The 16,310-nt window shown below is 60.6% G+C and carries 14 protein-coding genes; 13 read left to right on the top strand and 1 reads right to left on the bottom strand.

The annotated features are described in order from the left end of the window. Positions 1–25 precede the first annotated feature (25 nt). The 3 genes from IF103_RS15835 to IF103_RS15825 all read left to right on the top strand — a co-directional run bounded on the left by IF103_RS15835 (position 26) and on the right by IF103_RS15825 (position 1,531). Positions 26–505 carry a hypothetical protein gene (locus IF103_RS15835; protein WP_023381362.1) on the top strand — a complete coding sequence of 160 codons (480 nt, stop codon included), beginning with the start codon at positions 26–28 and terminating at the stop codon, positions 503–505. 132 nt (positions 506–637) lie between these two features. Then, positions 638–892, top strand: a complete 255-nt coding sequence (locus IF103_RS15830) for a YkgJ family cysteine cluster protein (protein ID WP_023381361.1) — start codon at positions 638–640, stop codon at positions 890–892. 33 nt (positions 893–925) lie between these two features. Next, positions 926–1,531, top strand: a complete 606-nt coding sequence (locus IF103_RS15825) for an START domain-containing protein (protein WP_023381360.1) — start codon at positions 926–928, stop codon at positions 1,529–1,531. Positions 1,532–1,620: 89 nt separating this feature from the next. Here the strand turns inward: IF103_RS15825 and gltA are convergent, their stop codons facing one another. Continuing rightward, positions 1,621–2,910 carry a citrate synthase gene (gltA, locus tag IF103_RS15820; protein ID WP_023381359.1) on the bottom strand — a complete coding sequence of 430 codons (1,290 nt, stop codon included), beginning with the start codon at positions 2,908–2,910 and terminating at the stop codon, positions 1,621–1,623. Positions 2,911–3,262: 352 nt separating this feature from the next. Between gltA and sdhC the strand changes: the two genes are divergently transcribed. The 10 genes from sdhC (at position 3,263) to brnQ (ending at position 16,289) form a co-directional block, all read left to right on the top strand. Beyond that, a complete protein-coding gene (sdhC, locus tag IF103_RS15815; protein WP_077068487.1) occupies positions 3,263–3,649 on the top strand; it encodes a succinate dehydrogenase, cytochrome b556 subunit in 387 nt (128 codons plus the stop codon). Continuing rightward, complete coding sequence (gene sdhD / locus IF103_RS15810; protein ID WP_023381357.1) at positions 3,643–4,011, top strand: succinate dehydrogenase, hydrophobic membrane anchor protein; 369 nt, start codon at positions 3,643–3,645, stop codon at positions 4,009–4,011. The genes sdhC and sdhD overlap by 7 nt, the downstream gene beginning before the upstream one ends. A 3-nt stretch (positions 4,012–4,014) precedes the next feature. Next, complete coding sequence (sdhA, locus tag IF103_RS15805; protein ID WP_023381356.1) at positions 4,015–5,787, top strand: succinate dehydrogenase flavoprotein subunit; 1,773 nt, start codon at positions 4,015–4,017, stop codon at positions 5,785–5,787. Between the two features lie 11 nt (positions 5,788–5,798). Beyond that, complete coding sequence (locus IF103_RS15800; protein WP_023381355.1) at positions 5,799–6,503, top strand: succinate dehydrogenase iron-sulfur subunit; 705 nt, start codon at positions 5,799–5,801, stop codon at positions 6,501–6,503. 244 nt (positions 6,504–6,747) lie between these two features. Then, on the top strand, positions 6,748–9,579 hold the full coding sequence (locus IF103_RS15795; RefSeq protein ID WP_023381354.1) for a 2-oxoglutarate dehydrogenase E1 component: 2,832 nt from the start codon (positions 6,748–6,750) through the stop codon (positions 9,577–9,579). Between the two features lie 42 nt (positions 9,580–9,621). Continuing rightward, entirely contained in the window at positions 9,622–10,848 is a 1,227-nt protein-coding gene (odhB, locus tag IF103_RS15790; RefSeq protein ID WP_027908202.1) for a 2-oxoglutarate dehydrogenase complex dihydrolipoyllysine-residue succinyltransferase, read from the top strand. A 92-nt stretch (positions 10,849–10,940) separates the two neighbouring features. Then, positions 10,941–12,377: a dihydrolipoyl dehydrogenase gene (gene lpdA, locus IF103_RS15785; RefSeq protein WP_186598121.1), complete on the top strand. Its 1,437-nt coding sequence runs from the start codon at positions 10,941–10,943 to the stop codon at positions 12,375–12,377. A gap of 172 nt (positions 12,378–12,549) precedes the next feature. Further along, positions 12,550–13,716: an ADP-forming succinate--CoA ligase subunit beta gene (gene sucC / locus IF103_RS15780; protein ID WP_023381351.1), complete on the top strand. Its 1,167-nt coding sequence runs from the start codon at positions 12,550–12,552 to the stop codon at positions 13,714–13,716. After that, positions 13,716–14,600, top strand: coding sequence for a succinate--CoA ligase subunit alpha (sucD, locus tag IF103_RS15775; RefSeq protein WP_023381350.1), 885 nt, complete (start codon positions 13,716–13,718; stop codon positions 14,598–14,600). Before sucC ends, sucD begins: the two co-directional genes overlap by 1 nt. Before the next feature lie 375 nt (positions 14,601–14,975). Then, positions 14,976–16,289 carry a branched-chain amino acid transport system II carrier protein gene (brnQ, locus tag IF103_RS15770; protein WP_023381349.1) on the top strand — a complete coding sequence of 438 codons (1,314 nt, stop codon included), beginning with the start codon at positions 14,976–14,978 and terminating at the stop codon, positions 16,287–16,289. Positions 16,290–16,310 lie beyond the last annotated feature (21 nt).

Here is a 16,310-nt window from a genome sequence, read left to right as displayed (position 1 = left end):
CCTTTCCGGCCTGCCTGTCGAATCCATGAAACTGTTGCGCTGCTTTGCCCTGTCGTTGTGCGTTCTGCCGCTTTTTCTGCCTGTCGGTGGGGTCGAGGCTGCACAGCCGGCAAGTCAGGCGCCGGCGGTGAAGGGCAAGGTCAGTCACAAGCCGGTGGCGAACAAGTCGGCCAAGCCTGCCGTCAAGCGCGAAGCGCAGGCCAAGTCCAAGGCCAGGTCGGCTCACAAACCGATCAGCAAAGCGGTTCGCCAGCCGCTGCCGGAGACCAAGCTGGACTTGAGTTTGCCTGCCGACATGGTCAAGAACCTCGAGCCGGATGTCGGCAAGGCGCCGGTCAGGCGCAAACCTTTGCTGCCAGCAATGTTCAGCGAGAAGCCCCAGGACGATGACAGCCCTTTCCAGCTCAATGGTCGGCTGATCAACAACGAAATGCAGCTTCAGTTGCGCAACGACAGCCGCCGCGATGTAGAAGGGGCGGCGATCGACTTCGAGTTTCGTCAGTAGCTTCGTGTAACTGACTGCCGGGTCATCGCAGATTTCATCCGGCCAGCAATTTCAAACGTCTGTTTGAGCGGTTACTATCCAGGGACGTTCGTCCCGTTTTGTTCCAGGGAGTCCTGATGTCGGTGAATAGCCATGAATTGCCGTGAGGGTTGCGGTGCCTGCTGCATCGCGCCATCCATCAGTTCGCCGATGCCGCGCATGCCTGAAGGCAAGCCGGCAGGCGAGCGCTGCCTGCACCTGACCACGGAAAATCTCTGCGACCTGTTCGGCAAGCCCGAGCGTCCGGCAGTTTGCGGTGGCTTCCGGGCAGAACCCGAGGTATGTGGGCAGAGTCGTGACGAAGCGATCAGGATTCTGGGCTGGCTGGAGCAAATGACGGCGGCGTGACAAGCGGGATCTTCGACAACAAGGATAAGCATGATGAGATCATTGAAGCGTATTGCACTGCTGTGTGGCGTGAGTGTTCTGTTGGCGCCGGTTGCCTGGGCTGAAGACTGGCAGGTGGCCAAGGACGAGGAGGGGATCAAGGTGTCCCTGAGCGAAGTGGCAGGCTCCAAGTACAAGGCCTATCGTGGCGTGACCCTGATCAAGGCGCCGTTGGCCAAGGTGCAGGCGCTGCAGGAAGATGTGGTAGGCGCCTGTGCCTGGGTGCATGAGTGCAAGTTGCAGAAGCTGCTCAAGCAGGAAGGTGGCGAGATCTGGACCTACACCCAGTTCAATACTCCCTGGCCGGTGACGCCGCGCGATTCGGTGCTGCATGTGACCACCGCCAAGGAGGCTGATGGCAGTGTGGTGCGCAAACTGGTGGGAGAGCCGACCTACGTGCCCGAGGAGAAGGGCTTCGTGCGGGTGGCGAAGGTCGAGGGCTTCTGGAAGCTGGTGCCCAAGGGAGACAGCACAGAAGTGACCTACCAGGTGCACACTGAGCCGGGTGGTAGTGTGCCTGCAATGGTGGCCAACAAGTTCGTGGTGGAGGCGCCGTTCAATACGCTGAAGAACTTGCGCGAGCGGGCTGAGAAGCACTGAGGCTTTGGTGCCGCCTCTGTGAGGTGGTCGCAGGATCTGCAATGAAAAAGGCTGCCCGAGGGCAGCCTTTTTGCGTTCGGCCAGGGGGCTTACTTGCGGTCTTTCAGGTCGACGATGTCGCGCTTCTCGTGGCCGGTGTACAGCTGGCGCGGACGGCCGATCTTGTACGGGCTGGAGAGCATTTCCTTCCAGTGCGAGATCCAGCCAACGGTACGTGCCAGGGCGAAGATCACGGTGAACATGCTGGTCGGAATGCCGATCGCCTTCAGGATGATACCCGAGTAGAAGTCGACGTTCGGGTACAGCGAGCGCTCGATGAAGTACGGATCGGTCAGGGCGATCTCTTCCAGGCGCATGGCCAGTTCCAGCTGCGGGTCGTTCTTGATGCCGAGTTCGCTCAGCACTTCGTCGCAGGTCTGCTTCATCACGGTGGCGCGCGGGTCGCGGTTCTTGTAGACGCGGTGACCGAAGCCCATCAGCTTGAACGGATCGTTCTTGTCCTTGGCCTTGGCGATGTACTTGTCGATGTTCGAAACATCGCCAATTTCATCGAGCATGGTCAGTACGGCTTCGTTGGCGCCGCCGTGCGCCGGGCCCCACAGCGCGGCAATGCCGGCGGCGATACAGGCGAACGGGTTGGCGCCGGAAGAGCCGGCCAGACGGACGGTGGAAGTGGAAGCGTTCTGCTCATGGTCGGCGTGGAGGATGAAGATCCGGTCCATTGCCTTGGCCAGCACCGGGCTGATCGGTTTGATCTCGCACGGGGTGTTGAACATCATGTGCAGGAAGTTTTCTGCGTACGACAGGTCGTTGCGTGGGTACATCATGGGCTGGCCCATGGAGTACTTGTAAACCATCGCGGCCAGGGTCGGCATCTTGGCGACCAGGCGCACCGCGGAAATTTCGCGGTGTTGCGGGTTATTGATGTCCAGCGAGTCGTGATAGAACGCCGACAGGGCGCCTACCACGCCGCACATCACCGCCATCGGGTGAGCGTCGCGACGGAAGCCGTTGAAGAAGGACTTCAGCTGCTCGTGAACCATGGTGTGGTTCTTGACGGTGCTGACGAACTGGGCCTTCTGCTCGGCGTTGGGCAATTCGCCGTTGAGCAGCAGGTAGCAGGTTTCCAGGTAGTCGGATTTCTCGGCGAGCTGTTCGATCGGGTAGCCGCGGTGCAGCAGCACGCCCTTGTCGCCATCGATGTAGGTGATCTTCGACTCGCACGAGGCAGTCGCCATGAAACCAGGGTCGAAGGTGAAGTGACCAGTGGCCCCCAACCCGCGGACGTCGATTACATCAGGACCAACGGTGCCGGTTAAAATGGGCAGCTCGACGGGGGCAGCGCCCTCGATGACCAACTGCGCTTTTTTGTCAGCCATGTGGCCTCCTATTAATGCTTGAAATCATCAGACAGACCCCCCACGCAGGGCCCGCACCACTATAGAGGGATAAATTCGAATGTCAATTTGCCTAAAGGCTGGTTGAAAGCGGCTCTGAGGCCTGATTTTTCTCGAAATTCTCGCCCATTTACGCCTTTTGCTCGCTAAAGGCAATGCGCTATTTGGGCTACCCCGTCACGTTGTCATAAGCAGCCTAACTGTCTATACTCGGCACCCGACCGCCAAGGGCTTGCAAGCCTGATTTGCTGGGGGTCGCCGTTCCCTGGGTGGTGGGTACCTGACCAGTACACTTACCAACAACTTTGCCCTGATTCGCTAGGGGCTCTTCAGTGTGAAAAAAGCCGTGAAAAGCCAACGACCTGTAAACCTAGACCTAAGGACCATCAAGCTCCCAATCACCGCGTACACGTCCATTCTGCACCGTATCTCCGGCGTCATCCTGTTCCTGGGCCTTGCCATCATGCTTTATGCATTGGGCAAGTCGCTGGGTTCGGAGGAAGGCTTCGGCGAGGTGAAGGCGTGTCTGACCAGCCCGCTGGCCAAACTGGTGACCTGGGCCCTGCTGTCCGCCCTGCTGTATCACCTGGTGGCAGGCGTACGCCACCTGATCATGGACATGGGCATCGGTGAGACGCTGGAAGGCGGCAAGCTGGGCTCGAAAATCGTGATTGTCATCTCCGTGGTGGTGATCGTTCTGGTGGGAGTTTGGGTATGGTAACCAATGTCACGAACCTGTCGCGTTCGGGCCTCTATGACTGGATGGCGCAGCGCGTCTCGGCGGTCGTTCTCGCGGCTTACTTCCTGTTCCTGATCGGGTACATCGTTGTTCACCCAGGCATGGACTATGCCCAGTGGCACGGTCTGTTCTCCAACAACGCGATGCGGATCTTCAGTCTGCTGGCCCTCGTTGCCCTGGGCGCTCACGCCTGGGTCGGCATGTGGACCATCGCCACCGACTACCTGACGCCGATGTCGTTCGGCAAGTCGGCGACTGCGATTCGTTTCCTGTTCCAGGCGGTATGCGGCGTTGCGATGTTCGCTTACTTCGTCTGGGGTGTGCAGATTCTCTGGGGTATCTGATCCATGGCTAGCATTCCTACTATTTCCTTCGACGCCATCATCATCGGTGGCGGCGGTGCCGGCATGCGCGCAGCGCTGCAGCTGGCGCAAGGCGGTCACAAGACTGCCGTGGTCACCAAGGTGTTCCCGACCCGTTCGCACACCGTTTCCGCCCAGGGTGGCATCACCTGCGCGATCGCTTCGGCCGACCCGAACGACGACTGGCGCTGGCACATGTACGATACCGTCAAGGGCTCCGACTACATCGGTGACCAGGACGCTATCGAATACATGTGTCAGGAAGGCCCGGCTGCGGTCTTCGAGCTGGACCACATGGGTCTGCCGTTCTCGCGTACCGAAACCGGCCGTATCTACCAGCGTCCGTTCGGTGGCCAGTCCAAGGACTTCGGCAAGGGTGGCCAGGCTGCCCGTACCTGCGCCGCTTCCGACCGTACCGGTCACGCGCTGCTGCACACCCTGTACCAGGGCAACCTGAAAGCGGGTACCACCTTCCTCAACGAATACTACGCCGTTGACCTGGTGAAGAACCAAGACGGCGCGTTCGTGGGTGTGATCGCGATCTGCATCGAAACCGGCGAAACCCTGTACATCAAGTCCAAGGCCACCGTACTGGCCACTGGCGGTGCGGGCCGTATCTATGCCTCCACCACCAATGCCCTGATCAACACCGGTGACGGCGTGGGCATGGCTCTGCGTGCTGGCGTGCCGGTGCAGGACATCGAAATGTGGCAGTTCCACCCGACCGGCATCGCCGGTGCCGGTGTACTGGTCACCGAGGGTTGCCGCGGTGAGGGTGGTTACCTGATCAACGCCCACGGCGAACGCTTCATGGAGCGTTATGCGCCGAACGCCAAAGACCTGGCTGGCCGCGACGTGGTCGCCCGTTCCATGGTCAAGGAAATCATCGCCGGCAATGGCGTGGGCCCGAACAAGGACCACGTACTGCTGAAGCTGGACCACCTGGGCGAGGAGGTGCTGCACAGCCGCCTGCCAGGTATCTGCGAACTGTCCAAGACCTTCGCCCACGTCGACCCTGTGGTCGCGCCGGTACCGGTCATCCCGACCTGCCACTACATGATGGGCGGCATCGCCACCAACATCCACGGCCAGGCCATCACCATGGATGCCGAAGGCAACGACCAGATCATCCCAGGTCTGTTCGCCGTAGGTGAAGTGGCGTGCGTATCGGTTCACGGTGCCAACCGTCTGGGCGGCAACTCGCTGCTCGACCTGGTGGTATTCGGCCGCGCTGCCGGTCTGCACCTGGAGAAGGCGCTGACCGAAGGCGTCGAGTACCGCGATGCCAGCGACACCGACGTCGATGTTGCACTGAACCGCCTGAGCAAGCTGAACGAGCGCACCACCGGTGAAGACGTCGCCAGCCTCAAGCGCGAGCTGCAGAGCTGCATGCAGAACTACTTCGGTGTGTTCCGTACTGGCGAATACATGCAGAAGGGTATCGAGCAGCTGGCCGGTCTGCGTGACCGCATCGCCAACGTCAAGATCAACGACAAGTCCCAGGCCTTCAACACCGCGCGTATCGAAGCGCTGGAGCTGCAGAACCTGCTGGAAGTTGCTGAAGCTACCGCCATCGCGGCCGAAGCCCGTAAAGAGTCCCGCGGCGCTCACGCCCGTGAAGACTTCGAAGACCGTGACGACGAGAACTGGCTGTGCCACACCCTGTACTACCCGGGTGAGAAGCGCGTTGCCAAGCGTGCAGTCAACTTCGCGCCGAAGACCGTACCGGCCTTCGAACCAAAAGTCCGGACTTACTAAGGGTGGCCGCCATGTTGCAAGTTGAAGTTTATCGTTACAACCCGGACACCGATTCGGCACCGAAGATGCAGACCTTCCAGGTCGACACCGGTGGCAAGGATCTGATGGTCCTGGACGTACTGGCACTGATCAAGGAGCAGGACGAAGGTTTCTCCTATCGTCGCTCCTGCCGTGAAGGCGTTTGCGGTTCCGACGGCATGAACATCAACGGCAAGAACGGCCTGGCGTGCATCACGCCGCTGTCCTCTGTCGTAAAAGGTAACAAGCTGGTTCTGCGTCCGCTGCCAGGTCTGCCGGTTATCCGTGACCTGGTCGTCGATATGAGCATCTTCTACAAGCAGTACGAGAAGGTGAAACCGTTCCTGCAGAACGATACTCCGGCTCCGGCCATCGAGCGTCTGCAGTCGCCGGAAGAGCGTGACAAGCTGGACGGTCTGTACGAGTGCATCCTGTGCGCGTGCTGCTCGACCTCCTGTCCTTCGTTCTGGTGGAACCCGGACAAGTTCCTGGGTCCCGCCGCTTTGCTGCAGGCCTATCGCTTCCTGGCTGACAGCCGTGACACCAAGACTCAGGAGCGCCTGGCGTCCCTGGATGACCCGTTCAGCGTATTCCGCTGCCGCGGGATCATGAACTGCGTAAACGTTTGCCCGAAGGGTCTGAACCCAACCAAGGCGATCGGTCACGTACGTAACATGCTGCTGCAAAGCGGCACCTGATCCAAACGTTGTACCTGCAGTAAGCCGAGGTGCGGGTGGTGAGCCCGCACTGAGGTAAAACCCGAGCAAGGGCTCAAAAAGCCCGCGCTCATTACCTATGAAGATATGAGACCAGCAGGGGCTTCCGGGCTGGTACCCGGAAAATCAGCAGGATCCAGGTGGCGTGGTTCAGTCGCTGTGTTCGGACTTTTCCAGGTTTGCTGTGGCTCTCGCCGATCAGTCCCCTAACCGAGGGTGACCAAGCATGCAAGAAAGCGTGATGCAGCGCATGTGGGAAAGCGCCCACCTTTCAGGTGGTAACGCTGCATATGTGGAAGAGCTTTATGAGCTCTACCTGCACGACCCTAACGCTGTGCCAGAAGAGTGGCGCACTTACTTCCAGAAGTTGCCCGCCGACGGCAGCACCGCTACTGATGTATCGCACTCGACAATCCGCGACCATTTCGTACTGCTGGCAAAGAACCAGCGCCGCGCCCAACCGGTGTCCGCCGGGAGCGTGAGCAGTGAACACGAGAAGAAGCAGGTTGAAGTTCTGCGACTGATCCAGGCCTATCGTATGCGCGGCCATCAGGCTGCCAAGCTCGACCCCTTGGGGTTGTGGCAGCGCCCTGCGCCCGTAGACCTGTCGATCAATCACTACGGCTTGACCAATGCCGATCTTGATACGACCTTCCGTGCCGGCGACCTGTTCATCGGCAAAGAGGAAGCGAGCCTACGTGAAATTTTCGAGGCGCTCCAGAAGACATATTGTCGCACCATTGGCGCCGAGTTCACCCACATCGTCGATTCCGAGCAGCGCAGCTGGTTCCAGCAGCGCCTGGAAAGCGTCCGCGGTCGTCCGGAATTCTCCGCCGACGTGCAGGCTCACCTGCTCGAGCGCGTGACCGCCGGTGAAGGCCTTGAGAAGTACCTGGGCACCAAGTACCCGGGCACCAAGCGTTTCGGCCTCGAAGGTGGTGAAAGCCTGATCCCGATGCTGGACGAAATGATCCAGCGTTCCGGCTCCTACGGCACCAAGGAAGTTGTGATCGGCATGGCCCACCGTGGCCGTCTGAACGTCCTGGTGAACACCTTCGGCAAGAACCCGCGCGAGTTGTTCGACGAGTTCGAAGGCAAGAAGATGAACGAGCTGGGCTCCGGTGACGTGAAGTATCACCAGGGCTTCTCCTCCAACGTGATGACCCCCGGTGGCGAAGTTCACCTGGCCATGGCGTTCAACCCGTCCCACCTGGAAATCGTCTCGCCAGTGGTGGAAGGTTCGGTGCGCGCCCGTCAGGACCGTCGTAACGACACCGTGGGCGACAAGGTTCTGCCGATCTCGATCCACGGTGACGCTGCGTTCGCCGGTCAGGGCGTGGTCATGGAAACCTTCCAGATGTCGCAGACCCGCGGTTTCAAGACTGGCGGTACCGTGCACATCGTGATCAACAACCAGGTCGGTTTCACCATCAGCAACCCGCTGGACTCGCGTTCCACCGAGTACGCCACCGACGTCGCCAAGATGATCCAGGCGCCGATCCTGCACGTGAACGGTGACGATCCGGAAGCCGTGCTGTTCGTGACCCAGCTGGCCATCGACTACCGCATGCAGTTCAAGCGTGACGTGGTCATCGACCTGGTCTGCTACCGTCGTCGCGGCCACAACGAGGCCGACGAGCCGAACGGTACCCAGCCGCTGATGTATCAGCAGATCAGCAAGCAGCGCACCACTCGTGAGCTGTATGCGGATGCCCTGATTCAGGCTGGTCGCATCGACGCCGAGCGCGCTCAGGCCAAGGTCGACGAGTACCGCAACGCCCTGGACAACGGTCTGCACGTGGTCAAGAGCCTGGTCAAGGAGCCGAACCGCGAGCTGTTCGTCGACTGGCGTCCGTACCTGGGCCACGCCTGGACCGCGCGTCACGACACCCGCTTCGACCTCAAGACCCTGCAGGAGCTGTCGGCCAAGTTGCTGGAGCTGCCGGAAGGCTTCGTGGTTCAGCGTCAGGTAGCGAAGATCTACGAAGATCGCCAGAAGATGCAGGCCGGTGGCTTGCCGATCAACTGGGGTTACGCAGAGACCATGGCGTACGCCACCCTGCAGTTCGAAGGTCACCCAATCCGTATGACCGGCCAGGACATCGGCCGTGGCACCTTCTCGCACCGCCATGCAGTGCTGCACAACCAGAAGGACGCCAGCACCTACGTACCGCTGAAGAACCTGTTCCCAGGCCAGCCGAAGTTCGAGCTGTACGACTCCTTCCTTTCGGAAGAAGCCGTTCTGGCCTTCGAATACGGCTACTCGACCACCACGCCGAACGCGTTGGTGATCTGGGAAGCCCAGTTCGGTGACTTCGCCAACGGTGCGCAAGTGGTGATCGACCAGTTCATCACCAGTGGCGAGCACAAGTGGGGCCGTCTGTGCGGTCTGACCATGCTGCTGCCACACGGCTATGAAGGGCAGGGCCCGGAGCACTCCTCCGCGCGTCTGGAGCGTTACCTGCAGCTGTGCGCCGAGCACAACATCCAGGTTTGCGTACCGACCACTCCAGCCCAGATCTACCACCTGCTGCGTCGTCAGGTCATTCGTCCGCTGCGCAAGCCGCTGATCGTGCTGACACCGAAGTCGCTGCTGCGCCACAAGCTGGCCGTGTCGACCTTGGAAGACCTGGCCGAAGGCTCGTTCCAGACCGTGATCCCGGAAATCGACAACCTCGATCCGGCCAAGGTCGAGCGCCTGATTCTGTGCGGTGGCAAGGTTTACTACGACCTGCTGGAAAAACGCCGTGCCGAAGGCCGCGAAGACATCGCCATCGTGCGTATCGAGCAGCTGTATCCGTTCCCTGAGGATGACCTGGTGGAAATCCTGGCGCCGTACACCAACCTCAAGCATGCGGTCTGGTGCCAGGAAGAACCGATGAACCAGGGCGCCTGGTACAGCAGCCAGCACCACATGCGCCGTATCCTGGGCCGCCACAACAAGGCACTGGTTCTGGAATACGCAGGTCGCGACGCTTCCGCCGCACCCGCTTGTGGTTACGCATCGAAGCACGCCGAACAGCAGGAAAAACTGCTGCAAGACGCCTTCACTGTCTAACGCCATCGCGCACACGAAACCGAATTTAAGGAAACACTGATAATGGCTATCGAGATCAAAGCCCCAACCTTCCCGGAATCGGTCGCCGACGGCACCGTTGCTACCTGGCACAAGCAGCCGGGCGACGCCGTCAAGCGTGACGAGCTGATCGTCGACATCGAAACCGACAAGGTGGTCCTGGAAGTCCTGGCCACCGCCGACGGCGTGCTGGGTGCCATCGTCAAGGGCGAGGGCGACACCGTCCTGTCCGACGAAGTGCTGGGTTCGATCGTTGAAGGTGGCGCTGCCGCCGCCGCTCCGGCTGCTGCTCCGGCCGCCGCCGCTGCCCCTGCCGCCGCTGCAGCCGATGCGGGTGAAGACGACCCGGTCGCCGCACCTGCCGCACGCAAGCTGGCTGAAGAGAACGGCATCGACCTGGCTACCGTTGCCGGCACCGGCAAAGGCGGTCGCATCACCAAGGAAGACGTAGTTGCCGCAGTTGCCAACAAGAAGTCGGCTCCTGCCGCTGCTCCGGCTGCCAAGCCGGCTGCCGCTGCCGCTGCTCCGGTCGTCGTCGCTGCTGGCGACCGCACCGAGAAGCGTGTACCGATGACCCGCCTGCGTGCCAAGATCGCCGAGCGTCTGGTCGAAGCCCAGTCGAGCATGGCCATGCTGACCACCTTCAACGAAGTCGACATGACCGAAGTCATGGCCCTGCGTTCGAAGTACAAGGACCTGTTCGAGAAGACCCACAACGGCGTGCGCCTGGGCTTCATGTCCTTCTTCGTCAAGGCTGCCACCGAGGCCCTGAAGCGCTTCCCGGCCGTCAACGCCTCGATCGACGGCAACGACATCGTCTACCACGGCTATGCTGACGTCGGCGTTGCCGTCTCCAGCGACCGTGGTCTGGTGGTTCCGGTCCTGCGTAACGCCGAGTCGATGAGCCTGGCTGAAATCGAGAACGGCATCGCCACCTTCGGCAAGAAAGCCCGTGACGGCAAGCTGGCCATCGAAGAGATGACCGGCGGCACCTTCACCATCACCAACGGTGGTACTTTCGGCTCGATGATGTCGACCCCGATCGTCAACCCGCCGCAGGCCGCGATTCTCGGCATGCACAACATCATCCAGCGTCCGATGGCCATCAACGGCCAAGTGGTCATTCGCCCGATGATGTACCTGGCACTGTCCTACGATCACCGCCTGATCGACGGCAAGGAAGCGGTCACCTTCCTGGTGACCATCAAGAACCTGCTGGAAGATCCGTCTCGCCTGCTGCTGGACATCTAACCCTCTGGCTGCTTACCGTTCGGCCCCGGCTTCGAGAGAAGCAGGGCCGCGCGGTTCGCGGCTTGTAGCTTGTAGCTGATAAGGAATCTTTTATGACCCAGAAATTTGACGTAGTGGTAATTGGTGCAGGTCCTGGCGGCTATGTGGCTGCCATCAAGGCCGCACAACTTGGTCTGAAGACTGCCTGTATCGAGAAGTACACCGACGCCGAGGGCAAGCTGGCCCTGGGCGGCACCTGCCTGAACGTAGGTTGCATTCCTTCCAAGGCGCTGCTGGACAGCTCCTGGAAATACAAGGAAGCCAAAGAGAGCTTCAACGTCCACGGTATCTCCACGGGTGAAGTGAAGATGGACGTCGCCGCGATGGTTGGCCGCAAGGCTGGCATCGTCAAGAACCTGACCGGTGGCGTTGCCACGCTGTTCAAGGCCAATGGCGTCACTTCGATCCAGGGCCACGGCAAGCTGCTGGCTGGCAAGAAAGTCGAAGTCACCAAGGCTGACGGCACCACCGAAGTCATCGAAGCCGAAAACGTGATCCTGGCCTCTGGCTCGCGTCCGATCGACATTCCGCCGGCTCCGGTCGACCAGAACGTCATCGTCGACTCCACCGGCGCCCTGGAATTCCAAGTTGTGCCTAAGCGCCTGGGCGTGATCGGCGCCGGTGTCATCGGTTTGGAACTGGGTTCGGTCTGGGCTCGCCTGGGCGCTGAAGTCACCGTCCTGGAAGCCCTGGACACCTTCCTGATGGCTGCCGACACCGCCGTCTCGAAAGAAGCCCAGAAGACCCTGACCAAGCAAGGCCTGGACATCAAGCTGGGCGCTCGCGTCACCGGCTCGAAAGTCAACGGCAACGAAGTCGAAGTGACCTACACCGACGCCAACGGCGAGCAGAAGATCACCTTCGACAAGCTGATCGTCGCGGTCGGCCGTCGTCCTGTGACCACCGACCTGCTGTCGGCTGACTGCGGTGTGAACATCGACGAGCGTGGCTACATCTTCGTCGACGACTACTGCGCCACCAGCGTTCCTGGCGTCTATGCCATCGGTGACGTGGTGCGCGGCATGATGCTGGCACACAAGGCCTCGGAAGAGGGCATCATGGTCGTCGAGCGCATCAAGGGCCACAAAGCCCAGATGAATTACGACCTGATTCCATCGGTCATCTACACCCACCCGGAAATCGCTTGGGTCGGCAAGACCGAACAAGCCTTGAAGGCCGAGGGTGTTGAGGTTAACGTAGGCACCTTCCCGTTCGCGGCCAGCGGCCGTGCAATGGCAGCCAACGACACCGGTGGTTTCGTCAAGGTCATCGCCGATGCCAAGACCGACCGCGTCCTGGGCGTGCACGTGATTGGCCCATCGGCTGCCGAACTGGTACAGCAGGGCGCAATCGCGATGGAATTCGGCACCAGTGCCGAGGATCTGGGCATGATGGTCTTCAGCCATCCGACCCTGTCCGAAGCGCTGCATGAAGCAGCGCTGGCAGTGAATGGCGGCGCCATTCACGTGGCCAACCGTAAGAAGCGTTAATTATAAGAAACCACGGCGGGCTGCCCGTCGTGAGTCTTGCGTGCATGACTCACCGCGGAACGTCCGCCGGACCGAACTACATGGGATAACCCGGGGTTAACGGTCACAGGTGGTGCGGCGCCAGCAATGGCGCAGCGCCGAAGCGCAGTACCTAACGAAGACGGTAAAAAGCATGAATCTTCACGAGTATCAGGGTAAGCAGCTGTTCGCTGAATACGGCCTGCCAGTTTCCAAGGGTTTCGCTGTCGACACCCCTGAAGAAGCTGCAGAAGCCTGCGACAAGATCGGCGGTTCGGAGTGGGTCGTCAAAGCCCAGGTCCACGCTGGCGGTCGCGGTAAAGCGGGCGGCGTAAAGCTGGTTCGCAGCAAGGAAGACGCCAAGGCGTTCGCTGCGCAGTGGTTGGGCAAGAATCTGGTGACCTACCAGACTGACGCCAACGGTCAACCAGTTTCCAAGATCCTGGTCGAATCCTGCACTGACATCGCCAAAGAGCTGTACCTGGGCGCTGTCGTCGATCGCTCGAGCCGTCGTATCGTGTTCATGGCCTCCACCGAAGGTGGCGTGGACATCGAGAAAGTCGCTCACGAAACTCCTGAGAAGATCCTCAAGGCTACCATCGATCCGCTGGTCGGCGCTCAGCCGTTCCAGGGTCGTGAGCTGGCGTTCCAGCTGGGTCTGGAAGGCAAGCAAGTTCAACAGTTCGCCAAGATCTTCGTCGGTCTGGCCAAGCTGTTCAAGGATCACGACCTCGCCCTGCTGGAAGTGAACCCGCTGGTCATCAAGGCCGACGGCGACCTGCACTGCCTCGATGCCAAGATCAACATCGATGCCAACGCCATGTACCGTCAGCCTAAGCTGAAGACCTTCCACGACCCGTCGCAAGACGACGCCCGTGAAGCCCACGCTGCCAAGTTCGAACTGAACTACGTAGCCCTGGAAGGCAACATTGGCTGCATGGTCAACGGTGCCGGTCTGGCCATGGGTACCATGGACATCGTCAACCTGCACGGTGGCAAGCCAGCCAACTTCCTGGACGTTGGCGGCGGCGCCACCAAAGAGCGCGTGACCGAAGCGTTCAAGATCATTCTGTCGGACAGCAATGTCGCGGCCGTTCTGGTCAACATCTTCGGCGGCATCGTTCGCTGCGACATGATTGCCGAAGGCATCATCGGTGCAGTGAAAGAAGTAGGCGTTAAGGTTCCGGTCGTCGTTCGCCTCGAAGGCAACAACGCCGAACTGGGCGCTAAAGTACTGGCAGAAAGCGGTTTGAACATCATTGCGGCCACCAGCCTGACCGACGCTGCTCAACAAGTTGTCAAAGCTGCGGAGGGCAAGTAATGAGCGTCCTGATCAATAAAGACACCAAAGTCATCTGCCAGGGCTTCACTGGCTCGCAGGGTACTTTCCACTCCGAACAAGCCATCGCCTACGGCACCAAGATGGTTGGCGGCGTTACTCCGGGCAAGGGTGGCACTACCCACCTGGGCCTGCCGGTGTTCAACACCGTCAAGGACGCTGTCGAAGCCACTGGCGCCGAAGCCTCGGTGATCTACGTTCCGGCTCCGTTCTGCAAAGACTCGATCCTGGAAGCTGCCTTCGCCGGCATCAAGCTGATCGTCTGCATCACCGAGGGTATCCCTACCCTCGACATGCTGGACGCCAAGGTCAAGTGCGACGAGCTGGGCGTACGTCTGATCGGCCCTAACTGCCCAGGTGTCATCACCCCGGGCGAGTGCAAGATCGGCATCATGCCAGGCCACATCCACCTGCCAGGCAAGGTTGGTATCGTTTCCCGTTCCGGCACCCTGACCTATGAAGCGGTCAAGCAGACCACCGACGCCGGCTTCGGCCAGTCGACCTGCGTCGGTATCGGCGGCGACCCGATCCCAGGCTCGAACTTCATCGACATCCTGAAGCTGTTCCAGGAAGACCCGCAGACCGAAGCGATCGTCATGATCGGTGAGATCGGCGGTTCGGCTGAAGAAGAGGCTGCTGCCTACATCAAGGCCAACGTCACCAAGCCTGTCGTTTCCTACATCGCTGGTGTTACCGCTCCTGCGGGCAAGCGCATGGGTCACGCTGGCGCCATCATTTCCGGCGGCAAGGGCACTGCGGACGAGAAGTTCGCCGCCCTGCAGGACGCAGGTGTGAAAACCGTGCGTTCCCTGGCTGACATCGGCAAGGCCCTGGCCGAGCTGACTGGCTGGGAAATGAAGAAGTAATACGCTTTACCCCCCACGCGCACAGAGGCCACCTTCGGGTGGCCTTTGTCGTTATGAGGGGGAGGTCTTTTCTCGGTGCGGAAAATTCGATCGCCTCGATCAGGTTTTTCCACCAGACATTTGCCCGATTCAGCAATAAATTATCGCCTGAGACAGATATCCAGACGACAAACACATACGCACATCGGACAAGCAGCACTGTATCAGTGCGTTTGCCCGGTAAAACGGTTAATCTACGCGCTCACTCTGTGCCCGTACCCCAAAAGGGAACGACACGCTAAACGGGTCTGGCCTACCAAGCCGGGCAGCATTTCCCTCACCCATTGGGAAATCCCCTCTCGAATCCCGATTTCAGCAGTGTGGTACTTCCTTAAAATGAAAGTGTTAAAAGGCCAGGATATCCTGGCGCTTGGCTTTATGACGTTTGCGCTTTTCGTAGGCGCCGGCAATATCATCTTCCCGCCCATCGTCGGCCTGCAGTCGGGTCCGCATGTATGGATGGCGGCCCTGGGCTTCCTGGTTACAGCGGTTGGCCTGCCGGTGATCACCGTGGTTGCCCTGGCCAAGGTCGGTGGTGGCATGGACGCGCTGAGCAGCCCGATCGGCAAGTTCTTCGGTGGCTTGCTGGCAGCCGTCTGCTACCTGTCGGTCGGCCCGCTGTTCGCCACCCCGCGCACCGCGACCGTGTCGTTCGAAGTAGGCGTGGCGCCGCTGACCGGTGAAAGCCCCATGGCGCTGTTCATCTACAGCCTGGTGTACTTCGTGGTGGTACTGGCCGTGTCCATGTACCCTGGCAAGTTGCTCGACACGGTCGGCCGCTTCCTCGCCCCGCTGAAGATCATTGCCCTGGCGGTGCTGGGCATCGCCGCGTTCGCGCTGCCGGCCGGCACCATCGGTGAGGCGCAGCCCGCCTATGCCGCTGCCGCGTTCTCCAAAGGCTTCTCCGATGGCTACCTGACCATGGATACCCTCGGTGCGTTGGTGTTCGGTATCGTGATCGTCAACGCCATTCGCTCGCGTGGTGTCGAGTCGCCTAAGTTGATCACTCGCTATGCCATCATTGCGGGCCTTATCGCCGGTGTCGGCCTGGCGTTGGTCTACGTCAGCCTGTTCCGCCTGGGTGCGGGCAGTCATGAGATCGCGGCGGGCGCCACCAACGGTGCGGCGGTACTGCACGCCTATGTGCAGCACACCTTCGGCTCGCTGGGCAGCGGTTTCCTGGCCGTGTTGATCGCCTTGGCGTGCCTGGTGACCGCGGTCGGCCTGACCTGTGCGTGTGCCGAGTACTTCAGCCAGATTCTGCCGTTGTCGTACCGTGCATTGGTGGTGATCCTGGCGGGCTTCTCGCTGCTGATCTCCAACCTTGGCCTGACCAAGCTGATCATGTTCTCGATCCCGGTGCTGACCGCGATCTACCCACCGTGCATCGTGGTGGTAGGCCTGAGCTTCGTGAAGGATCTGTGGAATTCGCCGACTCGCATCCTGGCGCCGGTCATGCTGGTATCGCTGGTGTTCGGTATCGTCGATGCAATCAAAGGCAGCAGCATCGCCCACGTACTGCCGGACTTCATGGCTCACCTGCCGTTCAGCGACGAGGGCATGGCCTGGCTGGTGCCTTCGGTCCTGACCCTGGCAGGCGCCGTGGTCTGCGACCGTATGCTGGGCAAGCCGCGCGAGGCGCTGGCCTGATGTGTTGAAGCCTGATCGCGG

It is taken from the genome of Pseudomonas sp. SK2 (genome assembly GCF_016772395.1).
GTDB classification, from domain to species: Bacteria; Pseudomonadota; Gammaproteobacteria; order Pseudomonadales; family Pseudomonadaceae; genus Aquipseudomonas; species Aquipseudomonas taiwanensis.
This window is presented reverse-complemented; position numbering and strand designations above follow the sequence as displayed.